This window comes from Bacillus cereus (genome assembly GCF_002577405.1).
GTDB classification, from domain to species: Bacteria; Bacillota; Bacilli; order Bacillales; family Bacillaceae_G; genus Bacillus_A; species Bacillus_A cereus_AU.
In genome coordinates this window covers 78,479-96,607 of record NZ_NULR01000023.1, presented here as the reverse complement: position 1 = coordinate 96,607, position 18,129 = coordinate 78,479, and the positions used below count along the sequence as shown (strand labels likewise).

Sequence of the window (18,129 nt, the reverse complement as noted above, 5' to 3'; positions counted from 1 at the left end):
CCCGTTTGGAACAGCTTCTATTGTCATTTTTTGTCGGTAAATCGATATATCGGGAACATCGCTGATATAATTCGAGTTACGGTCGATATATTTTAAAAATCGCCGATATAATTCAAGTTACGGTCGATATATTCGAAAAATCGCTGATATAATTTTTCGATTGTATTCGTTATCCTAACTTCACAAGGCTGTAGTTCTTCTTCCCTTTACGGATAATAATAAATCTTCCATCAAATGAATTTTCTACAGTCACATCCGTAGCTACATCTGTTACTTTTTCACCATTCATAGAAATCGCACCGTTATTAATATCCTCACGTGCTTGTCTTCTAGATGGTTCAATCCCTAAATCAACTAGCCACTCTACAATATTTTTTGTCTCTTTTGAAGACTCAAATGTCGGCATTTCTTTAAAGCCTTGTTCAATTTCATCAGCTGTTAGCGATTTAATATCTCCGCTAAATAACGCTGCTGTAATTTTCACAGCTTGCAGGAACGCCTCTTCTCCATGAACGAATTTCGTCATTTCTTCCGCTAATACTTTTTGCGCCTCACGTTTATGCGGCTCTGTTTCTACCTTCGCTGCTAATTCATCAATGCGCTCTTTCGTTAAGAACGTAAAGTATTTCAAGTATTTAACTACATCACGGTCATCTGTATTCACCCAGAACTGGTAAAATTCAAACGGTGTTGTTTTTTCAGGATCAAGCCAAACTGCACCGCCTGCTGATTTACCAAACTTCGTACCATCTGATTTTAATAATAACGGAATTGTTAACCCAAATACTTTCGCCTCATGACCTTCTAACTTACGAATTAAATCTAATCCGCTCGTAATATTTCCCCATTGGTCACTACCACCAATTTGTAGTTGAACATCTTCTTTCGTGTATAAATGATGGAAATCCATCGCCTGCAAGATTTGGTACGTAAATTCAGTGAAAGAAATTCCCGTATCTAAACGACTCGCTACAATATCCTTCGCTAACATACTATTAATGCTAAAGTTTTTTCCGTAATCACGTAAAAACTCGATAATGTTTATTTCATGTGTCCAGTCGTAGTTATTTACCATCTTCACTTCGCTATTTCCGCCGAAATCAAATAGCTTTTTCATTTGCGCTGTTAACGCATCTACATTATGCTGAACTACTTCTAACGTTTGCAGTTGACGCTCTGACTGACGTCCACTCGGATCACCAATTGTTCCAGTTGCTCCGCCAATTAGAATAACAGGATGATGGCCAGCTAATTGGAATCTCTTCATCATCATAAACGGAATCAAATGTCCGATATGCATACTATCACCAGTCGGATCCACTCCGCAGTATAGTGAAATCTTTTTCTCTTCTACTAGCTTACGTAAACCTTCTTCATCTGTCTGTTGATTCACAGCACCGCGCCATTCTAATTCATCAATAATATTCATCTTTTTTCATCCCCTTTATTTTTTAAAAACAAAAAAGCCCCTATGTCTACGATAGACATAGGGACGATTATTCACCGTGTTACCACCCAGTTTGCATAAATAGCATAGCTACTCATACCACTCTTAGCAATAATATCGATTGCTAGTCCGCTTAGCGTTACCTAAGATACTCCAGAGTGTAATTCGCAAGTTTGTTTGTGCTAGGTTCCAGCAACCCCTAGCTCTCTTTGATAACAGTGACAAACTGCTACTGGGCTCTTTCAACGTATATTATTTGTTAAATTATTAGCCATTATATTGAATAAAAGACAAATTGTCAACAATACCCAAATGTTATTTCGAAATAATTCATACTTTTATACGCTTTTTATTCAAAGATTATTGTAGGTCTTCTCCAATAATCCTTACTTCTCGCTCTAATTTTACACTGAATTTTTCTTCAACAGTTTTTTGTACGAAATGAATTAAATCGATATAATCTTGTGCAGTTCCGTTATCAACATTCACCATAAATCCAGCGTGTTTTAAAGAAACTTCCACTCCGCCAATTCGCTTACCTTGCAGTCCTGATTCTTGAATCAACTTACCCGCAAAATTATTTGGTGGACGCTTAAATACACTACCACATGAAGGATATTCTAACGGTTGTTTTGATTCACGCTTAAACGTTAAATCATCCATTTTTTCTTTAATTTCTTCACGCACACCTTCTTCAAGTTCAAACTTCGCTTCAAGAATAATGTAATGATTGTCCGCAAACACACTCTTACGATATCCAAATTCAAATTCATCTTTCGTTAAAGTACGTAAGTCTCCGTCACCTGTCATTACGACAGCTTCTGTTAATACAAACGATACTTCACCACCGTATGCACCAGCATTCATATATAATGCTCCGCCAACTGAACCTGGAATACCACAAGCAAACTCAAGACCTGTTAAATTATGATCTAATGCAATACGTGATACATCAATAATTGCTGCACCACATTGTGCTACAATCGTTGTTCCTGATACAGTAACACCTGTAATATGAATTAAACTTACTGTAATCCCGCGAAGACCACCGTCTTTAATAATAACATTCGATCCGTTTCCTAAAAACGTAACTGGAATATTGTGTTGATTTGCATACTTAATAACTTCTTGAATTTCATCATAATTTGTAGGCGCAACAAATACATCTGCTTTTCCGCCAACTTTAATGTGCGTATGATTCTTTAACATTTCATCTTTCTTCACATGACCTTCAGGCAATACCGTACTTAAATATTTATAAACCTCTTGCATATTCATTTTACGATTCCTCTATTTCTATAATCTTTTTATCCCGTTATACGGGCTCATAATATCCCCACATATATGAAACTGAAAGTGGTGGATACAGTGTACCTAAAATCAATTCGAGACACCTATAAACCTCTTAAATAATAAGAGGTGCCACTCATATTAAAATATATATCGCATAATAAAGCAACCCAAATAGGCTACTAAACTTGACATGTAACCAGAAAGACAACAATTTGTAAAATATATAACTTCTACAAAATACTATCCCTCCATATCTTACTATACCATATAAAAATAAAGTGTTATTTCCGCAACATTCACTTTATTCCTTCCAATAAAAAAAGAGCACATCCAACAGACTGTGCCCTTCTATACGCTTTAATTTACTTTTCGTTCTCTTCTTTTTCTTTATCAAACCATAACAGCTCGTCATCATCAACTTCACCATTATAATTGATTAAAATCTCTTCTCCCGCTTTTATATCCTTATAAGCAAAGAAGTTAAACGTATGGTTCTCGAAGACAATATCATACGTTGCATTCGGCTTATATGAATGATTAAATAACATGCCGTATCCTAAAAGGAATGCCGTATGATTTACCCCATACTCAAATGCGTAGTCAGCAAGTAACGTTTTCTCAATGTGTTCATGCTGTTCATTCGGATAAGAGATAACTGGTGCTGAGTGTATCAACTCACCCTTTTTAATATCACGAGTTGCAAATACACCTCTATTAAATTCTCCATCACTAAGTTCAGAAGTCTTAACTTCAATCATATGAGTCACCTATCTAATTCTTTCTTTGAAGTATTTTATCTCCTTAAGCTTGGCAGAAAATGCGGAGAAAAGCAATTAAATTCCTATCAAGTAGTCGCTTAAATGCAAAAGAGCACATCATTTGTGCTCTTTTAAAGTGAAATTATTTTTCTAAAATACTTTCCAACAGCCCACTTGCTGATTAACTATATGTAACATCCTTTATGCTACTTTGTCCCTACACTTTTATGTTTCGATTACTTCAGTTTAAATACCGCACTCACTGGGTTATGATCACTATTTTCAAACTTCAAGTCTTTCCCTTGTACATTTACAATCTCAACATTCGGTGAAACGACAAAACCATCAATAATCGTGACAAAATTTTCGCCTTCTACATATTTCTTCACATCATCCCTCACTGTCATAACAGAAGGGTCTACAGCCCACTGGAATCCTCCGTCAGTAAAATCTTTCGGCAACTCTACTAACCATTCCGGGCGCTCTTTCACAAACTTCGGATCGCTTAATTGAGCGTCAGAAAGTAATTGATTCCAATCCCCGCCTATTATTACGTAATCACCACTTTGATAACACTTGTTCATATATTCTTTTAAATACTCTACTTGTTGCTTTCTAATTTTTCCACCTTCATCATAAGCAGATAAATGTGCGTTTACGAGCCTAACATACTTCCCATTATTAACTGGGATTTTATGTTCGACAATTGCTCGATCTAAATCGAATAAACGCTTCGGCCAAGGCTCCATTCCTGGTAATTGGAATCGCGTTGCTTTTTGAACTGCGTATTTAGAAAATGTACTTAGTCCTCCCTCAGCATATCCCATTGGTTTTGTGATCGGGACAGGAACCCACTTTGTATCATAATTCTTCCCAAATGTTGTAGCATACTCTGATAATCCTTGTTTCAAAAATTCATGCTCATTTATGTCAAATGAGCGAAGAGATTTTTTATCAACTTCTTGTAACAATGTAAAATCGCTATTCTCACTTTGTAAAAACGAAAGCATATTTTTTAAATTAGTCTCAGTTTGCTCCTTACTACTCGAACCAGAACCTTTTCCACCGTCCATAAAGAAGTCTTGATCCTTATCTAATCCAGCATATCCAATATTGAATGTCGTAACTTTAAATTCATTTCCTTGCTCTAATACGCGCTCCTTATTATTTTCCACTTTTAAACTTATTACATCGGCTGGTTGTTTTTTTGTAAGTGTCATATATCCTAAAAACCCACCCAAAATGACTGCTACTACTAAAATAAATATAAGTATTGCTTTTAAAAACTTCTTCAAACAAACGACCCCTTTTCTAGAAACACAATTCATTCTTCTTTATTTTCAGTTAATTATAACAAAATGACAAACGCAAGAAATATTTTACCACACTAAAAAAATCACATCATTATATTTAGGTTTTAAGCAATTTATATAAGTTGTAATCACCTCGAAATTTTCATTGGAATTTAACGGCAAGATTTAGTACACTATATGTAATAATCATAGGCGATGGAGTTCGCCATAACTGCTATTTAGCTAATGACTCCTACCAGTATACTTGCTGGTAGGAGTCTATTTTTTTGAACAAACTATTTAAAGAGGTGAGGAAGTTGATTTATATTATCGTTGGCATAGCCGGTATATTAGGAGCTCTGTCCCGTTATTATTTAGGAATTACTATTCATACATTTTGGCATCATTCATTTCCATTAGCTACATTACTTATTAACTTAGCCGGCTGCTTCTTATTAGCATGGCTAACTACTTATATCGCCAGGCTAAACATCTTACCTTCAGAGGTTATTACAGGCATCGGGACTGGATTCATTGGTTCCTTTACGACGTTTTCAACATTCAGTGTAGAAACCGTGCAATTACTCCATCATTCTGAATGGAGCACTGCTTTCTTATATGTATCATGTAGCATACTTGGTGGCCTCATTATGTCTGGCCTTGGCTATACACTAGGTGATTTCTTAATTAAGAAACGTCTTACGGAAGGTGATTACTCATGATGGAAGCTTTATTAGTAGCAACTGGAGGATTCCTCGGTGCGATTACACGCTTTGCAATTAGCAATTGGTTTAAAGAAAGAAATAAAACTTCATTTCCACTTGCTACATTCCTCATTAATATAACAGGGGCTTTTTTACTCGGATATATAATTGGCAAAGGGATAACTACAAGTTGGCAACTATTATTAGGTACTGGATTCATGGGTGCCTTTACTACATTCTCAACGTTTAAATTAGAATCCATTCAGCTTTTCAACCGTAAAAACTATCGCGTACTACTTCTATATTTAAGCACTACTTATATAATTGGTATCACATTCGCATTCCTTGGGATGAAATTAGGCGGAATATAAAAAAGAAAGCGACTCTTATCAGTCGCTTTCTTTCATAAAAAGTATGTTGCGCCATAAGGAATTGAAAATAAACCAGCTGGATATACATTATAATGTACGATTTGCATCGGAGGCTGTGTATACGGCATATACTGACTCTGCATCATTTGCTCTACCTGTGCTTGTTGTTGCATCTGAATAGCCTGATGCACTGCCTGAATTGTCTCCTGTGCCCCAGCCAGTGTAATAGCCGGCCCTACTTGTCTTCCAGTGTGAAAATAATGATTCATCATTATTCAACTCACTTTTTACATATAATTACACTTCACCTATATCATATGTTTTTTGTTCTCATACGTAACTTCACTACAACTCTTCCTTTTGATACTCTAAAATATCACCAGGCTGACAATCTAAAACTAACCTCCCAAATAAAAATACAAAAAACGGCAAATATGATTACTTGCCGCTTATATATGACTTACTTATTCACTTTTAATCTCGATTGAATAAACGTAAATACACTCATTCCTATACCCATAAGGAATAATACATAGCTTACCGGTACTAAGAAAAAGTAAGGCTCCATTAGCATACCATTCTCCGCTACATTACTATTTGCACCATGTATCGATAAGAAAATAAATCCTAGCACGATTAACATCATGGATAATACATATTTTTTCATAATATATTCTCCTCTATACGTAAAATTCTCCTTCGCTAACTACCATCATAATAACGAAATAGGCATTACAAGTCAATATAAATTTATCGTTTTACAATAAATTTATATCCTTAAAAATAAAAAAGCGTTTATAAAGTTAATACTTTATAAACGCTTTTTTTCTAAATATTGTTTCTGAAACATGCACATTCTTATCGCATTATGATACGTACCATCAACGAAGAATTCATCTTGTAGCTCACCTTCTACTATAAACCCAACCTTTTTATAAACGTGCACAGCTTTTTCATTCTCTTTATCGACAACTAAATATATTTTATGCATATTTAATACAGAAAAAGCGTAATCCATCGCTAAACGCGTTGCATCAGCTGCATAACCGTAACCTTGATAATTAGGATCAATAATAATTTGGAATTCAGTTCTACGGTGAATATAATCGATTTCTACTAACTCAACCAATCCAACCATCTCATTATCTTTCTCAACGATAAATCGGCGTTCACTTTGATCATGTATATGTTTATCGTATAAATCTTGTAGCTCCACAAATGCCTCATACGGCTCTTCAAACCAATACGACATAATATGTGCATTATTATTAAGTTCATGTACAAACTTTAAATCTTCCCGTTCTAAAGGACGTAACTTCAATTCCTGACTCATTTCTATAACCTCCAAGTAAAAGAAACCTCTTCACTTAATTTCTCAATTTTTTTCGATTTCAAACGCCCTACTTACATTGTAAACTTTCAAGTAACTTGAAGGTCAAGACGTAAAAAAATAGTGCAAACGAAAGTTTACACTACTACTCTTTTCTCAAATCTCTCATATTTGATATGTATAAAGCAATGACTAATACAAGAATGGATCCCGCATATAATAACGTCTCCATCGGTTCCTCATGAGATACAATAATTAATCGAATCAAAGCCGTAATCCCGATATAAATAAAATAGCGTAACGGAAAATGGTAATTCGATTTAAAATACTTAATAATTAATGCGATGAACTCGAAGTATAAGAAGTAGACAATGATACTTTCCACTAATTTATACGATGTATATTTCTTCGCTGAAAATATGTATTGAATAAATGTGATTGTCTCATTAATTAAAAAGATAGATAAGACAATGGATAGTATGATTAGTGCTATGTTTAATATCCATTGTAAAACACTCGCGATAAAATGATCAATATTGAATGATTTCATTTTCTCATTAAACTCCCCTTCGTATAAGTACGTATTTATTATAGCAAAATTATACTTACAGAAGTGTTAAATCAAATATGATCGTAATTTTAAGCGAAAATAATGCTCATGAATTCGAACATATCAATAAAGTGAATGAGCGTATGACAGAAGAAGTTAAAAACAGACTGAACAACAGCATTCGTGAGTTTTATGCACCTGTCAGTGATTAAGGAAAAAGAGAGTGGAAATTGCAAGGTTTTAAAAAAGCTGCTGCCTATAAAATACAGACAGCAGCTACAGTATACATGTTGTAACTAATAAACAGCGATTGGACCATAAGGACCATCGATAATTTCTATTTTTGTTTCAAAAATATCAGTCAAAAGTGTTGGATCCATAACTTCTTCTACTGTCCCAAAAGCAGCAATTTGTCCGTCTTTCATAGCACAAATTTTGTCAGAGTATTTAGCTGCAAAATTTATGTCATGCATAACAGTCAAAATTGTTCTTCCAAATTCATTAGCCGCACGTCTCAAATGCTCCATCATTTGAACAGAACGAGCAACATCAAGGTTGTTCAGAGGCTCGTCCAAAAGTACATATTCCGTCTCTTGGCACAATACCATCGCTACATATGCCCTTTGTCTTTGACCACCAGAAAGCTCATCTAAATATCTATTCTCTAAACTAGTTAAATCTAGAAAATCGATATACTTAGAAATAATAACCTCATCCTCTTTAGTTAATCTTCCCTTTGAATAAGGAAAGCGCCCAAATCCAACTAGTTGTCTAATAGTAAGCCTAGTTACAAAATGATTTTCTTGTCGCAATATAGTCAAAACTTTTGCTAAGTCTTTTGATTTGGATTCAGAAACATCCATATTCGCTACCTGAATTTGACCTTCATCCATATCTAAAAGTCTTCCAATCATCAAAAGTGTCGTAGACTTTCCAGCGCCATTTGGTCCAATTAAAGAAGTAAAGCCCGCTTTTGGTATTTCAATATCCAAAGGTCCTATTTTTACCTTATCAGTATAGAACTTTTTAACATTATCAATTTTTATCATAAAGCCCTCTTCCTTAAAACTATAATTAAAAATGTGATTCCACCAAATAATTCAATAATAACTGAAACTACACCTTGAGCATGGAATACATGATACATTAAAAAGTATGCACTCGTCAGTATCAAAAATCCTATTGCAAAAGCCATTGGAAAAATATATCTATGATCATACGTTGACGCCGCCTGATAACTCAAAGTTGCTACTAAAAATCCGTAGAAAGTAAGTGGTCCAATTAGAGCCGTTGAGATGGACATCAAAATAGCCACTAATACAAGCGTATAAATTACACTAGGTTGATATTTAACTCCAAAAGAAGTAGCAACATCCTTTCCTAGTGATAAAATATTCAACTTCTTAGAGTGAGTAAAAATTAATACTGCTACAATTATGATCATAGGAATTACAATAGGAAAATATGCAGGATCTGCATGATTAACAGAGCCAAATAATCTTGCTTGTAAAATATCAAATTCTGAAGGCGCAAGTAGTTTTCTCATGAAAGTTGACACAGAATTTAGCCCGGTACCAATAATAATTCCAACTAAAAGCATAAGTTGTAAATTCCCGTATTTACCGGAAAGTAACCATCCATAAAGTATCAAACTCATGAAAACCATAACAACAACTTGGAATAAAAATGATCCGATTCCATTAAAATTTAGTAATGCACTAGCACCAAAGAAGAATATTGTACTCGTTTGAATCGCTGAATAAAGTGATTCGAAACCTAAAAGCGAAGGCGTAATAATTTTATTATTCGTAATAGATTGGAAAGCTACAGTCGACAAGCTATGACAAACAGCTGCAATAATCATTGCAACAATAGCTACTATCCTTCTCTTAACAACTGGGATAAAAGAAGGCGAATCTATCGGAACTGGATTGTTATAAACTAAAAGTCCATATGAAGAAAGAAGGCCTAAACCAATCAATGTGATCAGTAAAATCCAATAACGTCTTGCTTCCTTCTTAGAACGAAAAGCACTAGCTGATCTACTTTCATTATGAAGGCTAGAATCGATTTCGACATTTTCTTTATTTTTATATTCTAATGTGATCATCGTAGCCTCCTTGGTTTTCTTTGTCTCAATAATATAGTAATAAACACGACTGCTCCCACTGTTGCAAGTATTAAAGAAACAGGTACTTCAAAAGGCTTTATAATTGTTCGAGAAATGATGTCACAGGCAGTTATTGTCCCCATTCCGATCACACAAACCCAAGGTAAATTACTCCTAAGATCATCACCTCTAAACATGGAAACAATATTTGGCACAATTAATCCCAAGAAAGGTAAGTGTCCAATAACAGCTGCAACAATTCCAACTGCAACAGAGATAAGAGCAGTTCCAAAAAGAACAATTCTATTGTAATTAACTCCAAGGCTTGTTGCGACATCTTCTCCTAGTCCAGCTAAAGTCAATCTATTGGCATACATAAAAATAAGCAAAGTAATGATAACAATCAGCCATAAATATTCATATCTTCCCACCTGAATGTTAGCAAATGAACCTACAAACCAAGTTTCAATACTTTGCGTCATTTGAAAAAGAAGTCCCATAAAAGTAGACACTGCAGAAATAACTGCTCCAAGCATCAATCCAATAATCGGGACAATTAAAGACGAACGAAGCTTAACTCTTCTTAAAAATAGAAAGAAAATCATAGTTCCTATAAAAGAAAAAATGATTGCACCAGTCATTCTTTGAACTAAAGTCGGGGCAGGAAATAATAAATACACAAAAAGCAGGCCTAAGCCTGACCATTCAATAGTACCCGTTGTAGTAGGTTCAACAAAGCGATTCTGTGTAATTAGTTGCATGACGAGTCCTGCCATCGCCATCGCAGCTCCAGTAAGCATTAATGCAGCTGTTCTCGGAACACGAGTTATGAAAAACATCTCTATTCCGTCCTCTTGTCCACGTATATCATAAACTCCAGTAAACAGTGATATAATCCCTAAAATTATTACAACTATAATCGCTATTATAAAAGGTTTTGTCCATAATTTATTGTGATTATAAAACTGGGGTTGAGAAATATTCTCAACCCTAGAAATTATATTTTTTGACACTGTTTCGTACTCCTTTACACTACTTAGCTAAAGTTTTTGCAAGATTTCCAAATAACTCTATATAAGTCTGAATTGATTCATTTGTGTAAGTATCTTCTGGTGCATAAATAACCTGATTTTTAGAAACAGCAGTTGTGTTTTGAAGAGCAGGTGATTTAGAAATAACATCCTTAGCAGGTGTTGAAGTAGCTGCATCAGATGTTGCAGCATCACGATCTAATACGAACAGCCAATCAGGATTTGTTTGTGCAATAGCTTCAACAGAAACGTCGTCACCTTTATGACCTGCAGTAGAATTCGAAACTTCTAATGCTGGAACCCAACCGAAAATTTCATACATTGGTCCCCAAACACGACCAGAATGTGGAGCAGCAAAACCAATATTCCCACCAGTAACGATAACACTCATAACTTTATCTTTTCCGTTATAAGCAGATTTTGCATTTTCAATAGATTTATCAAAATCAGCTACTAATTGTTTAGCTTCCTTATCTTTATCAAAGATTTTTCCTAAAGTCATTGTAGAATCTTTAAGTCCTTTTACTAAGTTTTCTCCAGGCTTAGTAGCTTTCTCAGAAACATCAACATTAAGATCAATAACAGCTGCATTTGGTACTAATTTTTTGATTTCTTCGTAATGATCAGCAAATCTTTGACCAACGATTACAAGGTCAGGGTTTGCAGCTGCAATAATTTCAAGATTTGGTTCGCGATGATTTCCAATATTTTGAACTGAATCGTCCTTTTTATATGCTGAATCTGCAGGCATTATATCCTTCGGAGCAGCCGCTAATTTAACTCCCCAATCAGCTAAAGTTTCAAACGTTCTATTATCCAAAGCAACTACACTCTTTGGATTTACAGGAACTTTAACCGTTCCATGTGCATCAGTGATTTCAATCGTTTTTGGCTTATCACTACTATTACCTTTAGTAGCCTTCGAAGTTTCTTTACCTGAATCTGAGCAAGCTACTAACATTAAAGTGAAAATTGCTAGAATACTCAACAATTTTAAAAGCATAGATTTTTTCATACATATACTCCTTATAATGTGATTTATTTCGAAAATGATGCCGTCCCTAGATTGAATTAGATAGTAACTACTATTCATCCAAATCAATATTGATAATCATTTTCATTTGAATATCCTGTTAATTAGTATAATCATTAATTCTGTGAAAATCTTGTGAATGGTGTGAGTTAATAGAATTAAGCATAATTTGTATTCAAAAAGGAATATATGCCGTCTGGCTTGTTGATTAACCTTTAGAGAGTACATGAGAGAAGTATTCTGTTTATGTTTTCCATCTCTTTCATATTTCTCAGAAACTATTTGATTAGCAAATTTAATAGAAAAAAACGAGTAAAACTAAAACAGTTTTACTCGTTTTTTCTATTATTCTAGATATTGATTATTATGATAAACTGTACTTTACCTATTATCTTATTTTTATCATTCAATCATTGAATAGCCCCTGCCATGTATCGTTTGAATATATCGGTCTTTCTTCTCGCACTTTAATTTTTTTCTTACATACCCAATATATAAATCCACTACATTTGGATTTACTACTACGTTATGTCCCCAAACCTGGTTCAAAAGCATTTCACGGCTCAATATTGTATTTTTATTCTTGATTAAAAATACAAGTAAATCGTACTCGCGCTTAGTAAGTGCGAGATTTTCACCATTTTTTTTTACGATATTGCTAGATGCATCAACAAAGAGATCTTTAAACTGAAAAAAGTTTGTCTCATTTTGCTGGATACAATCGCTTCTCCTTAAAATTGCTTGAACCCTTGCTACTAATTCTTCTTTCACAAATGGTTTTCTTATATAATCATCCGCTCCCGCTTGTAACCCTGCTATGCAATCCTTGCTAGAAATATTGTCGGTCACAATAATTATCGGTGTCGTTTTAACAAATCGTATTTGTCTGCAAATTTCTGGTCCGGATATACTTAATGAATCCCAATCCAATATGATAATATCCCAATCTTGTTCATATATTATATTTAAACCTTGGTTTTCATTGTGAAGTTTTAAAATGAAATAGCCTTCTTGCGTTAGACCGCTTACGATTTTCTTTGCTGAAGACCGTTCATTTTTAATCACCAACACCTGCTTCACCGATGGTTCACCTCTACTTCAATATAACTTATTTAGATAAAAAAATTATCCCGAAAAAATAATTTGAAATTTATAAATATTAAATCCCTAAAAAAACCATTATAACAGCTTATTAGGAGAACTCTATATAATCTTACAATAGATATGGGTGAAAATACAAAATATATGAAAATTTAAATAAAGTGAAATTTTAATAACCACTTACCAATCGGGCGTTTACGAGCAACAGGGCTTCCACCTAACTTCTTTGCTTCAGCCGAATTTTGAGGTGGGAGTTTTACTGCCCGGCAAATAGCGGGATAAATATTATTTAATCATTAAGGGGTAGCTATAGTATCTACCTGCTTATCGTCAATAACTATTTCTTCATTTTCTGTTTCAGGGATAACGCCCATACCCACCAACTTAAGCATTTTATAAAAGCTCCAAAACAAAAAAAGTATCCTTCTTATTTTAAGATGTTCTTAAGACTGAATTTAATAGAGTTTAAGGTCGATCTCCTATAATGTAATTGTAACAAGTTAACTAACAATAAAAAAACAAAAGAAAAACTAGGTGTAAAATAAATTTTTAAAAGGATCATCACTTTATTGATGATCCTTTTCCATTGCTTACTGATACATTGTTAAATCATACTTCCTCCCTTTATTCTCACCGACATACGGGATTTCAAGTAATTGAAGTATGCGTTTCATAATTGAACTTGATTGGATATTTAGAAATTCTTTCAACTTACTATTGGTAGCCACGGTTTCAATAAGAAGTGCATAATCTTGTAAAGCACACTTATGTGCATCCTTAGATAAGGTATTACCTTTCGAGCAATGCCACCCTTTTTTCACTTTAACCATTGGTATAGAGGTACATTCCTCACACAGTATCCCCTTTAACAATTCTTCTTTTTTTATTTGATATTTCTCAAGGACATTTTGTTGCAATGGTGAATGCTCCATCATCATTCGCTGAATAAGTTCATTTATATTATGTATAGTTTTTTTCTTATATTTACTTTCTAGCCACTTTATTTTATGAGGTAAATTAGCACTATGAATGATTTTATTAGAGAGGTTATCATCTGAAGATTTAATAACGGTACGCGGCGTACTAATAACAACGAAGGATTCAATTGGGAATTGAGAAAATCCGTATAACCTTAACCATTTCTGAAGCTGTAATTCCTGTCTTTTCATTTGCAAAATTGGATCTGGAAACCCTTCTGACTTTTCTTCGGATATTCGAATGAGCTGATTAAATGTTGAGTCAAAAAGTAGTGTACCTACTATATTCTTTATTTCTAGAAATAGAAGAAAACGCGAGGAAATGATGATGGTATCAATTTGAAAGTAATGATTTTGATCAAATAAACGAATGTCATGTAAAATGCTATAATCTCGCTCGGGGAGAAAACTTAATGGATAATCAATAGCTCGTTCCCCTTTATAACCTGCCTTATATTTCGCTATATTTTCAGTGATTATATTCCGTTTTGGATGATGAACAGGCAATCTTCTGAGTAGCGCTTCTAGTTGACGTAAATAAATCGGCATTCTCCGTTCTTTCACAATCATTTTATCACTCCTCTAGAAATATATCGGCGATTTTTTCATTATATCGACCGCAACTTCAATTATATCGGCGATTCGACATAGAATATCGATCGCTCGACAAAACACGACATCACTCCACCTCCCAAAACAGCATACCACCCGAAACCCACTACCAGCAAAACATGAAAATCCTATTTTCCTGCAAACAAAAAGAACCATAACCTCGCCAATCTGGCAGAGTTATGGTTCATATCATACAATATCACTTTACCCATAAGTTGGGCACAGTTAAAAGCATAAATTGGCAAAAAAACACTTCTTTTTGTAGATGATTATCTAATTATTCAACGGAGTCGGAAGCATAAGCTGGCCGTTAGTTTATGCGAAATTTTATACATATGGAGTAAAAGAAATAAAGATAATGATTGCTTTTAACCACTGATATAATGGGATGAATAAGAAACTGCATAAGTAGGTAAAGAGGATGTTTCACAGAATGTTGTTAAGTCGGGATTATTGATAAGGAGAACTTCTGATAATGGGACGTTATGTTAACCTCATATGTATAGAATATACAATTAACTAAAAATGAACAATAAAAAACAGTAGTGTATAAAATCACTACTGTTTTTTATTGTTTCTTACAAGTAAATTATTTAAATTCTTGTCTATATAATTTAAACGAATAAATAGCTCCAACGAAGAATACAAAGGCTTCAAATAATATAAAGATTTGACGGAAATTCTCGATATCTTTACCAACTAAAGAAATAAATATACAATTCATTAGAATTTGAGTAGTAAACATACAAGAAATAATTTTAAAATAAATAGGATTTGTTCTTTCATCTGGTTTACCAATTTTTTTGTAAATAATAATAAGTGCAATTACTGAACCCAAAAATAGAAGTGCTGTAAGTCCTACAACGATATTGAAATTGCCTGTACTTTCTAACATCCATTTATTTAATAGATCAATCATTATTATCTTCCTTTCCTACATAAGAGAATATTTCGTTCTTCTTTTTCACTATAATAAAAAATGAAAAAGGAAAACATCGAACTTTCTTACAAACATTCGTGTATTCTTACAGTTTTGTCATTTTGTAAATGTATTCATCACCTTGCCTTTCACTATTTTCTTTGGAAAACATAGTGAATTACGAGAAAGAGCGCTACAAGATCAACTTCCAAGAAGTAGTGCACTAAATCTCTTAATTAATGCAATTAGTATGTGAACAAGAAAGTCCTCCAGTTAAACAATCTGGAGGACTTTTATTTGTTAGCTTAATAACTATGTATAGTGAATCAATCTCCCCCTATTTACAAAAGGTAACTAATAGTGTAAAATTACACTATTAGTAGAATTAAACACTCATTTGTGAAGGTGATATGATTTGGATAAAGAAACGGTAATTAATTTAATTTCTAAAAATGTTCGACTAATTCGTCTTGAAAAAGGATATTCTCAAGAAAAAATGGCTACTGTTCTAGGGATTTCTAAAAAGACACTAGTTCAAGTTGAAAAAGAAAGAACATCAATTGGTTGGACAAATGCAGTCGTAGTTTGTGCCTTATTTAAAGATAGTCAAATTCTAAAACACAGTTTAGGAGAAGAACCATTTGAAGTAATCGAAATCCTAGCTCACGATAGTATGGATACTCCAAAAGTAAAAACATTAGGAGGAAAAATGTTTTGGAATGAGATTGCAAAAAAAGGTAAATTTCGAGTACAACAAAATGTGATCAGTCAACATTTTCGTATTTTAGATGATAATGATTATAGATGGTATAGCACGTTTGAAGAAGGCGAAGTTATGAAGCATTTTCATGAATTAGTTAATGAATAATTAAATTTCAAAGGAGCAAGGAACAATTACAATGGATAAAAAAAAGAAAGTCATTATATTAAATAGCATATTATTAGGAACTATCATACTAAACCTGTTTATTTTCACTTCACGCATGCGTTTTTTCCCTTGGTTTATTGAAGATGCAGTAGGATATTTAGGAATATTCTTTACTACACCAATTTTAGTTGGTATTTATTTCATATTAAGACATTTTCATAAGCAGCAACTAGTCACAAATACAAATAAATTAATTCCATTATTTGTATCAGTAACATCATTGATTATTGTGCTTATGCCAACAACCGATTTTTTAAATATTGTTGCTCTTGTAATTAATCTAATTACAGCATTTCTAACAGCAAAATTCCTCTTTAATCAAAAATAAACAAAAAAGAGTCTGGATCCAGACTCTTTTTTCTGTAAACAGGGTAATTCCATACACTTTCTAATAACGGATTTTACGTCAACTAGTACCTCTTACGAGGGGCTAGTTGTTATTTTTGTTGTATACATATTAGAAGCATAAGTTGGCCGCAAACTAAAAGAAGCATAAGTTGACCAAAACGGCCAACTTATGCTTCTTGTTATACAAAATAAAAAAACCACCAAATATGTATTGGTGGAGACGGTGGGAGTCGAACCCACGTCCAAAAATATCGGCACTTAAGCTTCTACGAGTGTAGTCGATATATTAGCATTTCGCGAACTCTTCGGCCTATCGACAGGCTTCCAAGTTGCTAGTCTGGTTGTTCTCTTCCTTTGTCCTCAGACGGCGAACTCCGGCGTAGTCCACTTAGTTTGAGTCCCTTACCCTACCACATGGACGATGGAGGGAGGAACCTTTAGTGCAATTAAGCAGCTAAAGAAAGATTGTTTTGTTTGCCAATTATAGGCTTTGACGTTTTAACGAGGCCGATCCCCTCGACTCGCAACCTAAGCTCGAACTATCCCTGTCGAATCCGTAACGTCCCCATGATAGAAATGGAGCATACGAAGAAATATCGTGATAGCTACTAAGAGCTGTTTTTCAATGTGCAACAACCTTACATAAGTTATTATATCATACGCGCGCCGTTTTACAAATGTAAATATCTGTATTACATCTTTTGACGATCGCGGAACGCGCGTGCAATTTCACGTTTAGCTTCTTTCTCTTTTAAATCGTGACGTTTATCGTATTGCTTCTTACCTTTTGCTAAACCAAGTGCCATCTTTGCAAATCCATTTTTCAAATAGATTTTAAGTGGAACTAATGCGTAACCTGTTTCTTTTGCAGCTCCCGCTAGCTTATCAATTTCTTTTTTATGAAGAAGTAATTTTCTCGTACGAAGTGGATCATGGTTGAAACGATTCCCTTGCTCGTATGTATTAATATGCATATTATGAACCCATACTTCACCATTATGTACACGTGCAAACGCATCTTTCAAGTTTACGCGTCCAGCGCGAATCGACTTAATTTCCGTTCCTTGAAGGACAAGCCCTGCTTCATATGTTTCTTCGATGAAATAATCATGAAATGCTTTTTTATTTTGTGCAATAACCTTACCTGTACCTTTTGGCATACAACGTCCCTCCTCTATTTTTACTATTGTAACAAATGTTAATAAAAAGCGAAAGTGGCTCGCTCAGAATCTTTGGACATTGGAACTCCCGACAGAGAAGCGTTTTTTGCTTCGTCCGAGGGAGTGAAATGGCCGATAGATTCTAGCCACTGTAGCTGGATTCCA

General features: G+C 34.0%; 20 protein-coding genes, 1 other RNA gene, 1 pseudogene, 1 riboswitch and 1 other annotated feature. Of the genes and pseudogenes, 5 read left to right on the top strand and 17 right to left on the bottom strand.

Annotated features, from left to right (window positions below; translation table 11 throughout):
* Positions 1-169: 169 nt before the first annotated feature.
* The 4 genes from tyrS to COC96_RS23985 all read right to left on the bottom strand — a co-directional run bounded on the left by tyrS (position 170) and on the right by COC96_RS23985 (position 4,793).
* A complete protein-coding gene (gene tyrS, locus COC96_RS24000; protein ID WP_098769528.1) occupies positions 170-1,429 on the bottom strand; it encodes a tyrosine--tRNA ligase in 1,260 nt (419 codons plus the stop codon).
* A gap of 56 nt (positions 1,430-1,485) precedes the next feature.
* Positions 1,486-1,702 (bottom strand) — a binding site (T-box leader).
* 105 nt (positions 1,703-1,807) lie between these two features.
* Entirely contained in the window at positions 1,808-2,725 is a 918-nt protein-coding gene (gene murB / locus COC96_RS23995; RefSeq protein ID WP_098268303.1) for a UDP-N-acetylmuramate dehydrogenase, read from the bottom strand.
* Positions 2,726-3,102: 377 nt separating this feature from the next.
* Entirely contained in the window at positions 3,103-3,498 is a 396-nt protein-coding gene (locus COC96_RS23990; protein WP_000573656.1) for an SET domain-containing protein, read from the bottom strand.
* Between the two features lie 236 nt (positions 3,499-3,734).
* Positions 3,735-4,793: an endonuclease/exonuclease/phosphatase family protein gene (locus COC96_RS23985; protein WP_098769527.1), complete on the bottom strand. Its 1,059-nt coding sequence runs from the start codon at positions 4,791-4,793 to the stop codon at positions 3,735-3,737.
* A gap of 200 nt (positions 4,794-4,993) precedes the next feature.
* Positions 4,994-5,053: riboswitch (Fluoride riboswitch) on the top strand.
* 54 nt (positions 5,054-5,107) lie between these two features.
* On the opposite strand from COC96_RS23985, the gene crcB (COC96_RS23980) reads away from it, so the two are divergent.
* Positions 5,108-5,512: a fluoride efflux transporter CrcB gene (gene crcB / locus COC96_RS23980; protein ID WP_141535975.1), complete on the top strand. Its 405-nt coding sequence runs from the start codon at positions 5,108-5,110 to the stop codon at positions 5,510-5,512.
* On the top strand, positions 5,509-5,865 hold the full coding sequence (crcB, locus tag COC96_RS23975) for a fluoride efflux transporter CrcB (RefSeq protein WP_098268300.1): 357 nt from the start codon (positions 5,509-5,511) through the stop codon (positions 5,863-5,865). The genes crcB (COC96_RS23980) and crcB (COC96_RS23975) overlap by 4 nt, the downstream gene beginning before the upstream one ends.
* Before the next feature lie 32 nt (positions 5,866-5,897).
* Here the strand turns inward: crcB (COC96_RS23975) and COC96_RS23970 are convergent, their stop codons facing one another.
* From COC96_RS23970 to COC96_RS23915, 11 genes are all read right to left on the bottom strand, one after another.
* Entirely contained in the window at positions 5,898-6,137 is a 240-nt protein-coding gene (locus COC96_RS23970; RefSeq protein ID WP_098268299.1) for a DUF3947 family protein, read from the bottom strand.
* Between the two features lie 188 nt (positions 6,138-6,325).
* Positions 6,326-6,532: a DUF3955 domain-containing protein gene (locus tag COC96_RS23965; protein ID WP_098268298.1), complete on the bottom strand. Its 207-nt coding sequence runs from the start codon at positions 6,530-6,532 to the stop codon at positions 6,326-6,328.
* A gap of 144 nt (positions 6,533-6,676) precedes the next feature.
* Positions 6,677-7,198, bottom strand: coding sequence for a spermidine N1-acetyltransferase (gene speG / locus COC96_RS23960; RefSeq protein WP_097904177.1), 522 nt, complete (start codon positions 7,196-7,198; stop codon positions 6,677-6,679).
* A 142-nt stretch (positions 7,199-7,340) separates the two neighbouring features.
* Complete coding sequence (gene psiE / locus COC96_RS23955; protein ID WP_098268296.1) at positions 7,341-7,745, bottom strand: phosphate-starvation-inducible protein PsiE; 405 nt, start codon at positions 7,743-7,745, stop codon at positions 7,341-7,343.
* A gap of 296 nt (positions 7,746-8,041) precedes the next feature.
* Positions 8,042-8,794 (bottom strand): iron ABC transporter ATP-binding protein, encoded by a 753-nt coding sequence (locus tag COC96_RS23945; protein ID WP_098253455.1) that lies wholly within the window; start codon positions 8,792-8,794, stop codon positions 8,042-8,044.
* Positions 8,791-9,855, bottom strand: a complete 1,065-nt coding sequence (locus tag COC96_RS23940) for an iron chelate uptake ABC transporter family permease subunit (protein WP_098268295.1) — start codon at positions 9,853-9,855, stop codon at positions 8,791-8,793. The genes COC96_RS23945 and COC96_RS23940 overlap by 4 nt, the downstream gene beginning before the upstream one ends.
* Entirely contained in the window at positions 9,852-10,868 is a 1,017-nt protein-coding gene (locus COC96_RS23935; RefSeq protein ID WP_088232045.1) for an ABC transporter permease, read from the bottom strand. Before COC96_RS23935 ends, COC96_RS23940 begins: the two co-directional genes overlap by 4 nt.
* A gap of 19 nt (positions 10,869-10,887) precedes the next feature.
* A complete protein-coding gene (locus COC96_RS23930; protein WP_098769526.1) occupies positions 10,888-11,901 on the bottom strand; it encodes a siderophore ABC transporter substrate-binding protein in 1,014 nt (337 codons plus the stop codon).
* Between the two features lie 420 nt (positions 11,902-12,321).
* Positions 12,322-12,999, bottom strand: a complete 678-nt coding sequence (locus tag COC96_RS23925) for a response regulator transcription factor (protein ID WP_098769524.1) — start codon at positions 12,997-12,999, stop codon at positions 12,322-12,324.
* A 611-nt stretch (positions 13,000-13,610) separates the two neighbouring features.
* Positions 13,611-14,567: a nuclease-related domain-containing protein gene (locus COC96_RS23920; protein WP_098769522.1), complete on the bottom strand. Its 957-nt coding sequence runs from the start codon at positions 14,565-14,567 to the stop codon at positions 13,611-13,613.
* A gap of 631 nt (positions 14,568-15,198) precedes the next feature.
* Entirely contained in the window at positions 15,199-15,528 is a 330-nt protein-coding gene (locus COC96_RS23915; RefSeq protein WP_000566283.1) for a hypothetical protein, read from the bottom strand.
* Positions 15,529-15,682: 154 nt separating this feature from the next.
* Between COC96_RS23915 and COC96_RS28610 the strand changes: the two are divergent.
* The 3 genes and pseudogenes from COC96_RS28610 to COC96_RS23900 all read left to right on the top strand — a co-directional run.
* Positions 15,683-15,781: pseudogene (locus COC96_RS28610) on the top strand (transposase); the annotation flags it as partial.
* Between the two features lie 162 nt (positions 15,782-15,943).
* Positions 15,944-16,396, top strand: coding sequence for a helix-turn-helix transcriptional regulator (locus COC96_RS23905; protein ID WP_098769520.1), 453 nt, complete (start codon positions 15,944-15,946; stop codon positions 16,394-16,396).
* A 31-nt stretch (positions 16,397-16,427) separates the two neighbouring features.
* Positions 16,428-16,784, top strand: a complete 357-nt coding sequence (locus tag COC96_RS23900) for a hypothetical protein (RefSeq protein WP_098769519.1) — start codon at positions 16,428-16,430, stop codon at positions 16,782-16,784.
* Between the two features lie 232 nt (positions 16,785-17,016).
* Here COC96_RS23900 and ssrA read toward each other — a convergent pair.
* Together ssrA and smpB are read right to left on the bottom strand one after the other, a co-directional pair.
* Positions 17,017-17,371, bottom strand: a transfer-messenger RNA (tmRNA) gene (gene ssrA / locus COC96_RS23895).
* Positions 17,372-17,496: 125 nt separating this feature from the next.
* Positions 17,497-17,964, bottom strand: a complete 468-nt coding sequence (gene smpB / locus COC96_RS23890; RefSeq protein ID WP_098769518.1) for an SsrA-binding protein — start codon at positions 17,962-17,964, stop codon at positions 17,497-17,499.
* Positions 17,965-18,129: the final 165 nt, after the last annotated feature.

Bases quoted from the DNA above. Each gene is read 5' to 3' on its own strand.
- COC96_RS23900 (WP_098769519.1), top strand. From the start codon at position 16,428: ATGGATAAAAAAAAGAAAGTCATTATATTAAATAGCATATTATTAGGA.
- COC96_RS23945 (WP_098253455.1), bottom strand. From the start codon at position 8,794: ATGATAAAAATTGATAATGTTAAAAAGTTCTATACTGATAAGGTAAAA.
- murB (WP_098268303.1), bottom strand. From the start codon at position 2,725: ATGAATATGCAAGAGGTTTATAAATATTTAAGTACGGTATTGCCTGAA.
- COC96_RS23970 (WP_098268299.1), bottom strand. From the start codon at position 6,137: ATGATGAATCATTATTTTCACACTGGAAGACAAGTAGGGCCGGCTATT.
- COC96_RS23920 (WP_098769522.1), bottom strand. From the start codon at position 14,567: ATGATTGTGAAAGAACGGAGAATGCCGATTTATTTACGTCAACTAGAA.
- crcB (WP_098268300.1), top strand. From the start codon at position 5,509: ATGATGGAAGCTTTATTAGTAGCAACTGGAGGATTCCTCGGTGCGATT.
- speG (WP_097904177.1), bottom strand. From the start codon at position 7,198: ATGAGTCAGGAATTGAAGTTACGTCCTTTAGAACGGGAAGATTTAAAG.
- COC96_RS23990 (WP_000573656.1), bottom strand. From the start codon at position 3,498: ATGATTGAAGTTAAGACTTCTGAACTTAGTGATGGAGAATTTAATAGA.
- smpB (WP_098769518.1), bottom strand. From the start codon at position 17,964: ATGCCAAAAGGTACAGGTAAGGTTATTGCACAAAATAAAAAAGCATTT.
- COC96_RS23965 (WP_098268298.1), bottom strand. From the start codon at position 6,532: ATGAAAAAATATGTATTATCCATGATGTTAATCGTGCTAGGATTTATT.
- tyrS (WP_098769528.1), bottom strand. From the start codon at position 1,429: ATGAATATTATTGATGAATTAGAATGGCGCGGTGCTGTGAATCAACAG.
- psiE (WP_098268296.1), bottom strand. From the start codon at position 7,745: ATGAAATCATTCAATATTGATCATTTTATCGCGAGTGTTTTACAATGG.
- COC96_RS23930 (WP_098769526.1), bottom strand. From the start codon at position 11,901: ATGAAAAAATCTATGCTTTTAAAATTGTTGAGTATTCTAGCAATTTTC.
- COC96_RS23940 (WP_098268295.1), bottom strand. From the start codon at position 9,855: ATGATCACATTAGAATATAAAAATAAAGAAAATGTCGAAATCGATTCT.
- COC96_RS23915 (WP_000566283.1), bottom strand. From the start codon at position 15,528: ATGATTGATCTATTAAATAAATGGATGTTAGAAAGTACAGGCAATTTC.